The following is a 9,012-nucleotide window of genomic DNA, read 5'->3' as shown; positions in this document are numbered from 1 at the left end:
TGGTAAGCGTGATTTTCAGGTCTGCCACAATACTCTGTACCACGATCCGTCAAAACACGTAGCAATGATACTTTCTGTTCATCAAAGAACGGTACTACCCTATCATTAAGAAGATCTGCAGCTGTGATAGCAGTCCTTTCTGTGTAAAGCTTAGCAAAAGCAACTCTGGAATAGGTATCAACAAAGGTTTGCTGGTAAATTCGTCCAATACCTTTGATATTACCAACATAATAACTGTCTTGGCTACCTAAGTATCCTGGATGCTCTGTTTCAATTTCTCCATGGGCCTCTTTTTCTTCCTTAGCCTTTTCTAGAGCTGTTATCTGTTCTTCTGTTAAAATGATACCATCCTGAGCTACTTTTGCTTCTAATGCCTTTAACCTCTTTTTAAAATTTTCAAGATCGTTTCTTTGCCACACTGATCTTATTCCACTTGCAGAGATGAGAATTCCTCTCTTTTTCAGTTCGTTTGCTGCTCTTTCTTGTCCGTATGCTGGAAACTCTATTGCTATTTCAACTACTGCTTTTTCTATATCCTCCGACACTCTATTTGCATACAATGGCTTGCTTTTGCTTATCTCGTGTAAAGCCTCTTCTCCTCCTGTTTCATGCAGTTCTTTGAAGCGGTAAAATGTATCCCTTGAATATCCCATTACTTTACACGCCTGTGATACATTTCCTAATTGCTTTGCAAGTTCTAGCAATCCCAACTTTGGTTTTAGTATTTTTTCTTGTGTTGTATTCATATCTGACACTCCTTTAAAACTTGTCTATATTTTTATCTTACTTTGTTTGCTTGTCAGATCAAGTCTAGACTATTACATCTATATCAATTAATTCTCATCCACCTTTTATGTTACATAAACTCATCACTTTTATAGAACATCTCATTAAAATCATTCAAAATTCCAAAATCTTGATTTTTAATAAATAGATGCCCATCTGCAATATAGGACTCAGCAAGAGTAAATGGTTCATCATGATGCTGTGATGCTGGCCTAACAATTTCATTGTACAAAACCATTACTTGCTCATAATTGTATCCACTACCATCATGATATTTACCACGTATAGTGTCATAAAAATTTCTTACATCATCATACGTAACTTGCAGTTCTACCTTATATTTCCCTATTTCAACAGCCTCACCCACTTTGATTTTTAAAGGATGTTGTGATTCTTCTTTCACATTATCTATAACAATTGTTTCCTCTTGCTTCTCTTCGTCTCCTCTTATCGATCTTTTACTCCTTTCTTCACTCGCAGGTTGATCTGCTGGCATTTGGTCTATATCGTTAGATTCTTCTTCTTGCATAGTAATTTTTTTGAGATAGCTAAGCATATCCTTTCCAGCTTTTTCCCAAGTTGCAGCTTCTTTTGAAAGCTCACGATAATAAGAATCATTATCGCCTTTGCTATCTATTACATCTCTTGCTAGTCCTTTCTCTTCTGCCCATAACTCAGCATGTTCAACAAGTGTCCTGCCATCTTTGCCTACAACGTCAACGTCAGCTTTGTTTTTTATTAGATATTCTATTGTATCTAACTTTCCATGCCTCACTGCATGAACTAAAGGTGTCCAACCATCATTATCCTGAGCATTAATATTCGCACCTTTTTCAACTAACTGCTCTATCATCTTCTTATTCCCAAGATCAACAGCAAGATGCAAAGGTGTTAAGCCGTAGCTATCCTGAATATCAATATCCGCATTGTGCTCTATGAGATATTTAACTACTTCCATATTTTTCATGTGCATGGCAAAATGTAGTGGAGATTTACCAGAGCTAATATCACGGGTATCAACATCTATACCACGATCTATTAAGTATTTAGCAATTTCCGTATGTTTTAGCTCAATTGCATAGTGCAGCAGTGTTTGAGCTGACGTGTTCTTGATACCAAGATCTGCGCCATACTCAATTAAACTCTTAACTATTTCCGAATTCCCTAGCTTAATAGCAGCAAGTAACGGAAAAGTATAATAACTTTTACTATTAGGATCTGCGTTATGATCTAATAGATACTTCACTATTTCTGTATTACCTGAATAAATAGCACTGTATAATGGTGTTTGGGAATAAGCATTTTGAATATTAGGATTTGCACCACGATCTATTAAGTATTTAGCTATCTCTATATTTCCAGACTCAATAGCATAGTGTAAAGGTGTCTTATAATACACATATTTAGTATTAGTTTTCTGATAATAATTGTCATGAACATTAAGATTTGCTCCATGATCAATAAGATATTTTGCTACTTCCGTATTTCCTGACTGAATGGCATAATGTAGTGGCGTTTGTCCATTACGGTCTCTTGTATCAATATATGAATTGTGTTTTAGTAGCGTTGCTACTTTGCTTAAATCTCCCAATGAAGCAGCAAAATGTAAACTAGTCGCACCTGTTACCTTATTTATCTCGTTTACTTTTCCTATAGTATTTTCTACATTATTGTCATCAATATTCACCTTTAAGAAAGGCTGTTTATTATACTTCATAACTTTTGTTGTAACAGCTTTTCCTTGTTCGTCTTCACTCGCTTTTTTAGCAGGTTGCATAGAATCTTCTCTACTGACACTTGATTTAGATTCTATCTTGGTTTTATCACCACTTACATTATGTACTGGGCTATAACCATATAGACCCTTGCCTGCACTTTGTTGGCTTGTTGAACTTTCAACACCGTTAGATTCAACAACATTATATTCCATATGTTGTTCACCACTCAGCTCAGCCTTAACCCATTGTTTAAATTCTTGATCATAACCTTTCAGCTCAGCCAAAAAATCCTCAAATAATTTATTACCTTGAGACCTATTTGCACCAGATTTAGAAAGGCTCTTGAGCAAATTATCAATCATATCTGGGTGTTTATCTTCAAGAAATTTGATCACTTGTTCAGCATCCGAATGATAATGTTCCCCTTTATTACTCCAAATATTATTGCGCAATATTTCATCTGGTTTGAGACCTTTATTCTTTATTGCAATCAAGGCCTCTTTATCTCCGTGGTCATTGACATGCCGACCATCTTCTAAACTTGCCATATAGTTAGCAACCCCTTCATGCATAGCCTTAGATAAGACATCACCTGTACCATAATAGGAATTAATGATAGTTAAGGCGTGTCCCAATTCGTGTTTCAAAGTTTTACACGAGTCATCAAATTGGTCTTGTAGATAAAAATAAACATGAATTTCTGAGCCACGCCCTTGAACTGTTAAGCCAGAAGCGCCTTTATAGTTAACGCTCAACTCCTTAAGATAATTTTCGTAGTCACTCTTTGTATTAAATACGAAAACATTAACTTTATTTGGTATGTTGTGCCAAGGCTGAGAATTATTAATGCCAAATGCTGAATCAAAATCTTTTATAGTACTCTCGATGGCATTTTTTACACTACTCAATTTGCTCTGAGTTAATTCCTCATCATCATATTTTATATTTATTTGAAGCTTGTGTTCGCCAAAAGTCATAACTTCACTATCTGGCACAAGATCTGCCACAATTTTATCGCCACTTTTTACATCCATCCACTGCTTAAATTCTTTTTCAACTTCTGAGTTATTCAAAAGATGCTTGAATTTTGATATCGCTTCTACTCTATCGAAGGACACCTCAGTAAGCAATTGCTTTATGAATTGAGGATGTTTTTCTTGTAGGAATGTCACTAAGCAATCTGATATTCTATAGTCGTTAGACATACTTGCTATTTTATATGGTGTATCATGCCCAGATTCATGCATTTTATTGTATGCTTCTTTTGTATAATGCATATCGCGAGTGCTTTCTTTTTTAGCTGAATCATAGCTCCACATGAAAAGCTTCATACCGGTACGTAAAACTTCAGGTACTGTATCCATATTACCGGTAGAGTACTCAAGAAATGCATCGCTCATTTTTTCCATTAAAATTTTAGATTTTGCACAAAGTAAGCCATTTACATCTCCAACAATAAAAGTCTTTGCTATCGTGCCGTCAGCTTCGTGTGCTCTTACTGTTCCACCACCCCATAATTCTCTATGGTCCTTACCACCTGAAAGTTCCTTGATGTGAGCTTTGTAATCATCGTAATTTTTCAGCACATAAAGCTGCAATTTTACTGGACCAGAATGAACGCTTTTTTGTGAATAGAAGTTATCAGACCAGGCTCCGTAAGCATCTTTTACAGTTTGTTTTATATACTCAGGGGTATAACTAGCTAATCCCCCATATTTTACTTCTATTGTAAGCTGATCGTTTATTACTATACTTTCTTTATTTGGAAATAATTTTTTAATCAAAGTTTGTGATTTATCATATTCAGAATTTGTTTTAAATTTCATATCCACCTCTTAAAAATTTTCACTATAAATAAGTCTTGAGAAAAATGCGTTAACTGTAGATTCAGCCTTTACCTTGTTTTTGCACAACTGCTGAGATAGTTGATCATCGCTGAAAAGCCGATTCTTAGTATTGAGATATTTAGCATAGCTTCTAGAATTAAATTCAGGGATTGAGTAGAAACCGCTTTCAAGTTCAAGATAAGAGCTGCTATTCAGAACAAAAAATAAATCGCTCTGGTCAAGCAGTATGTCATAACCAGAGCTCGTACAATGTAAGTATTCATTGCTTTCATACTCTGCTATGTAGTATTTACTTGCATCAAGATCACCATTAAGCTGTAAAATTGCTTCTGAACGTCCATTCCCAATACTATGGCCTTTTATTACTTTAAGTACTTTAATCTCATCATTTTTTATGAGTTCTCTTAACTTTTCATTCTTTTGATTTAATTCTTCCTCTGCCTTTCTTCTGTCTTCTTCTAATTTTGTTTCTTTTTCAACAAGCTCATTTTGTATTTGCAAAAACATATCTTGAATGGTTAAGCCATTTAGAAAGTAATCCAATACACTTGACACAAACGGCTGCAATTCACCATTATCTTCAAAGCTCTTTTCCTGCTTTTTGTCATATTGAGTGGGATTATAGATTGCATACAGAGGATAAAAACCATAATTCACCTCGTCGAATGATAACTCTATCGAAAATCCGCTCTGATCAAGTGGAAGTTTAGTAGCTAAATATCTACCATTATCATCTCTGACATATAGCTCATTTATACCATAGTGACCACTATATTTGTTGTAATAAATATAAAAATTCTCAGGATTAAGATTAAAGTAATCATCTAAATTGTTAGGTTTACCGAGCTTTTCACGTAGAAAACTCTTGCTCTTATCTGTAAGTTTGATGCGTGTAGAGAAGTAACACCGATCTATTCGGTCACCTTTTTCTATTTCAAAGTCTAGGACTATTTTATCGCTAAACATACAGAATTTCCTCACATTTCCAGTATTTATGATTATAAATTGTGTACTATGAAAAAAGCATTAAGGCTTCTCTATGTATCTAAAAACAGCGCTAACTTATGACAAAAACAGTTGACGTATTACTGCCACTTCCAATTGATCAGCTATTTTCATATGCAGTTGAGGAAGATACTGAAGTTTCAATTGGAGATTACGTAGTGGTGCCGTTTGGCAGAAAGCGTTTGATTGGAATAGTTTGGAGAGAAAGTAGCAAAAGCGATCGAGAATTAAAATTTATTGAACAAAAGGTCGATTTACCGAGCATCAGACCAAAACTGATCGAATTTGCAGAGTGGGTTGCGCAGTATAATGTAATACCTATTGGTATACTTGCAAAAGTGATAATGGGAGGAGTGTTAAAGGTAAATCAAATAGATAAGTTAGTTTGCACTAAGCAAAAGCAAGAAATAAGCGAAATAGATTACCAATTAAACCCTGAGCAGCAAGCAGCTCGAGATAAAATAATAAGTAATTTGAATGAGTATTCAGTAACTTTACTTGACGGTGAAACCGGGTCTGGAAAAACGGAAGTTTATCTCTCTGTAATTGCACAGTTAATTAAGAATTATAGTATTTACGAACATTGTCTACCAAAAAGACGTCACTCCATCCTATGGTGTCATCCCAGTGTTTCCTTTTCCTGTACCTCCTTCTCCTGTCATCACAGCGCCTACTTTTTTTGCAATTCCAATGCTCTCTTCTCTTGTCATCCAGGTGCCCTCTTCTCTTGTCATCCCAGTGCCCCGACACTGGGATCCAGTTTTTCATATAATCTCATCACAAACGTTTATTTTAATTTAAGACCAATACCTAATTTAGAATCAAAATTCCTGGATAAACACTGGAATGACACCCTTATATTTAAGGTAAAACCCACTGTAACACTTAGCATACTGCCTTTGCCAAGCACTGGAATGACAACAGAAGGAGGTAATGCACAAGTCCTTATCCTTCTGCCAGAAATTGTCCTAACTTCACAATTGGTAAATCGTGTTCGCAGTCAGACATCTGGCAATATAGCTGAGTGGCATTCAGGACTTACTCCAAAAGCTCGCCGAAATAATTGGCTCAGTATCGCAAATGGAAGTGCGCAGATAATTATTGGGGCACGGTCAGCGCTTTTTTTGCCTTATAAAAACCTAAAATTGATCATCATTGATGAAGAGCATGACTCATCCTTTAAACAAGAACAGGGAATTATATATAATGCTCGAGATATGGCAATTATCTTAGCCAAAATTGAGAACATTCCAATAATTTTATCATCAGCTACTCCGCTGCTTGAAACAATTTATCACGTTAAAAAAGGGAATTACAATCATGTAAAGCTAACCGAACGATTCGGTGGTGCGGAGTTACCGCATATAAAAGTAGTGAATAATAAGCAATGGATTTCCAATGAGCTTTTCGAAGGGATAAAACAAACCATAGAGAAAAAACAGCAAGTTATGCTCTTTCTAAACCGCAGGGGATACGCGCAACTTGCAGTTTGTAAAAAGTGTGGATACAAAATTTCCTGCTCAAATTGCGCTGTTTGGCTTACATACCACAAAAAGAAGAACGTCCTTTTGTGTCACCATTGCTCTTATCAATCAAAACTTCCAGAAAAATGCTCCAATTGTCAAAGTGAGCAGTCATTGCTTCTTTATGGTGTGGGAATTGAGAGGTTACTTGAGGAAATAGTGAAATTAATACCAAGTGCAAAAACTGCGATTATCAGCAGCGATCAGAAGTCGCTTGGTAGCGTCATTGACTCAGTGCTCAAGGAAGAGGTGAATATTATAATCGGTACACAAGTGATTGCCAAAGGGCATAATTTCCCTAAGTTAACTTTGGTTGGAGTGATAAATGCAGATTTAGGACTTGAAAATTCTGATCTTAGGGCAGCAGAAAAGACGTATCAATTATTGCATCAAGTTGCGGGTAGATCTGGGAGGTTCAACGAAAAAGGAACGGTAATAGTGCAAACTAATAATCCTGAAAGTTTGATAATAAAAGCATTGCAGCAGCAAAAAAGGGATTTGTTTTATGAAATTGAACTTGAGTCAAGACGCAAAGCTAAAATGCCACCATTTAGTAGATTAATAGCGCTTATAGTTTGCGGTAAGGATCAATTTGCAACGCAGAAAGCAGCAAGTGAGATAACAAGCTTTTTGCATGATCAATGTTCAGCTACTATTCCTTCTGCGTTGTCATTCCAGTGCGTGACTAGAAAAAAAGAACTCGAAATTTTTGGCCCATCACCAGCAGCAATAAATTTCTTAAATAATAAATATCGGTATAGAGTGCTACTCAAAATACACAATAAACATAGTTTATCTATAAAGAAAAAGCTAAAATATTGGATTAAAAATTACAACTTGAATTCAAATATTGCAGTAACAATAGATGTTGATCCTGTGAGTTTTTTTTGATGTTATTTGAATTTATTTGACATTCACAGAATTAATTATATTAATTTTTTAATCAATGATTTGACTTTTATTAGAGTTTATTATATTATTAATATAACTAGAATAAGGAGATGGTATGACTACTTTACTTGAAATCGTCTGTAGGCAAGGGATAAAGTATCAAGAAAAAATTGAAGAATTGAAGGCATTTCTTGATAAAAATATCGAAATACCTATTGACAAGGAGTTATTTAATCAGCTTTATCTATAGAGGATACTGTAGATATGAGAAAAAAGATGGTGTATCTTATTTTGCAACACTGCATTGTATACGATAGTACAGGGTCTAAGAAAAAAGAGAAATTATCATTTCAAGACGTGATGAAGATTTTAGATGAAGCGGTGAATAGATTTGTTACTCCTCAGTATTTCTACAAATTGATCAATTTTCAAGATCAAGATCGAGAGACGTTATTACACCAAGCTGTTATAAGTAATAACACTGACGCAATAAAAGTTCTTTTTCAGAAGAATGCAAATCCTTTGTTAAAGAATAAAGGAAATAAAATTCCATTAGATTTAGCTCAAGAAAATACAAGAAAAGTACTCATTAAATGTATGCAAGACCAAGCTCAATTGAAAAAAGAAAGTGCTAGATGTAATAGTTTGATTGGCATTATATGTAATAGTCTAGACTTAATCTGACAAGCATGAATTAACTGACAGAAGAATTAACAAAGTCAAAACCAAAATCAGCATCCTGTTTAATGCTATCAATATTTTTCTGATAAGCAATATGCATACTATCAAAAAAGGTTTGCATAGGAGTCTTACCATAGCAATATTTACCTGAATGCGGTCTAGATCTATTGTAAGAATGCACCCAATGGTCTACGTCTAACTGAAGTTCTGCCAAAGAGGTGTAAATTTTCTTTCTAAAGATAATATTGTAACATTCATCTTGCATAGTTCTGTGGAACCTTTCACATATGCCATTAGTCTGTGGAGAACGAGCTTTGGTTCGAGAATGATCAATATTTTCTACCCCTAAATATAGCTGGTAAGCGTGATTTTCAGGTCTGCCACAATACTCTGTACCACGATCCGTCAAAACACGTAGCAATGATACTTTCTGTTCATCAAAGAACGGTACTACCCTATCATTAAGAAGATCTGCAGCTGTGATAGCAGTCCTTTCTGTGTAAAGCTTAGCAAAAGCAACTCTGGAATAGGTATCAACAAAGGTTTGCTGGTAAATTCGTC

The 9,012-nt window shown here is 35.1% G+C and carries 7 protein-coding genes; 3 read left to right on the top strand and 4 right to left on the bottom strand.

The window, feature by feature from the left end; translation table 11 throughout:
• The 3 genes from OUY_RS03230 to OUY_RS03220 all read right to left on the bottom strand — a co-directional run.
• Positions 1 to 746, bottom strand: a 746-nt coding sequence (locus OUY_RS03230; protein WP_139686672.1) for a helix-turn-helix domain-containing protein, incomplete at its 3' end; no start/stop codon positions are given.
• A gap of 110 nt (positions 747 to 856) precedes the next feature.
• Complete coding sequence (locus tag OUY_RS03225; RefSeq protein WP_139686671.1) at positions 857 to 4,330, bottom strand: ankyrin repeat domain-containing protein; 3,474 nt, start codon at positions 4,328 to 4,330, stop codon at positions 857 to 859.
• A 9-nt stretch (positions 4,331 to 4,339) separates the two neighbouring features.
• The gene (locus OUY_RS03220; RefSeq protein ID WP_139686670.1) at positions 4,340 to 5,317 is read right to left on the bottom strand and encodes a hypothetical protein; all 978 of its coding nucleotides are present in this window, start codon (positions 5,315 to 5,317) and stop codon (positions 4,340 to 4,342) included.
• A 98-nt stretch (positions 5,318 to 5,415) separates the two neighbouring features.
• On the opposite strand from OUY_RS03220, the gene priA reads away from it, so the two are divergent.
• The 3 genes from priA to OUY_RS03210 all read left to right on the top strand — a co-directional run bounded on the left by priA (position 5,416) and on the right by OUY_RS03210 (position 8,454).
• Positions 5,416 to 7,770, top strand: coding sequence for a replication restart helicase PriA (gene priA / locus OUY_RS03215; RefSeq protein WP_139686669.1), 2,355 nt, complete (start codon positions 5,416 to 5,418; stop codon positions 7,768 to 7,770).
• A 115-nt stretch (positions 7,771 to 7,885) separates the two neighbouring features.
• Positions 7,886 to 8,020, top strand: coding sequence for a hypothetical protein (locus tag OUY_RS06670; RefSeq protein ID WP_281277881.1), 135 nt, complete (start codon positions 7,886 to 7,888; stop codon positions 8,018 to 8,020).
• A 14-nt stretch (positions 8,021 to 8,034) separates the two neighbouring features.
• On the top strand, positions 8,035 to 8,454 hold the full coding sequence (locus OUY_RS03210; RefSeq protein ID WP_246038659.1) for an ankyrin repeat domain-containing protein: 420 nt from the start codon (positions 8,035 to 8,037) through the stop codon (positions 8,452 to 8,454).
• 10 nt (positions 8,455 to 8,464) lie between these two features.
• Here the strand turns inward: OUY_RS03210 and OUY_RS03205 are convergent.
• Positions 8,465 to 9,012: integrase core domain-containing protein (locus tag OUY_RS03205; RefSeq protein WP_139686668.1), on the bottom strand; the 548-nt coding region annotated here is incomplete at its 5' end.

The sequence above is a fragment of the Wolbachia endosymbiont of Leptopilina clavipes genome (assembly GCF_006334525.1).
Taxonomy (GTDB): domain Bacteria; phylum Pseudomonadota; class Alphaproteobacteria; order Rickettsiales; family Anaplasmataceae; genus Wolbachia.
Note: the sequence above shows the minus strand (reverse complement) of the source record. Positions and strands in the feature narration are given on the sequence as shown.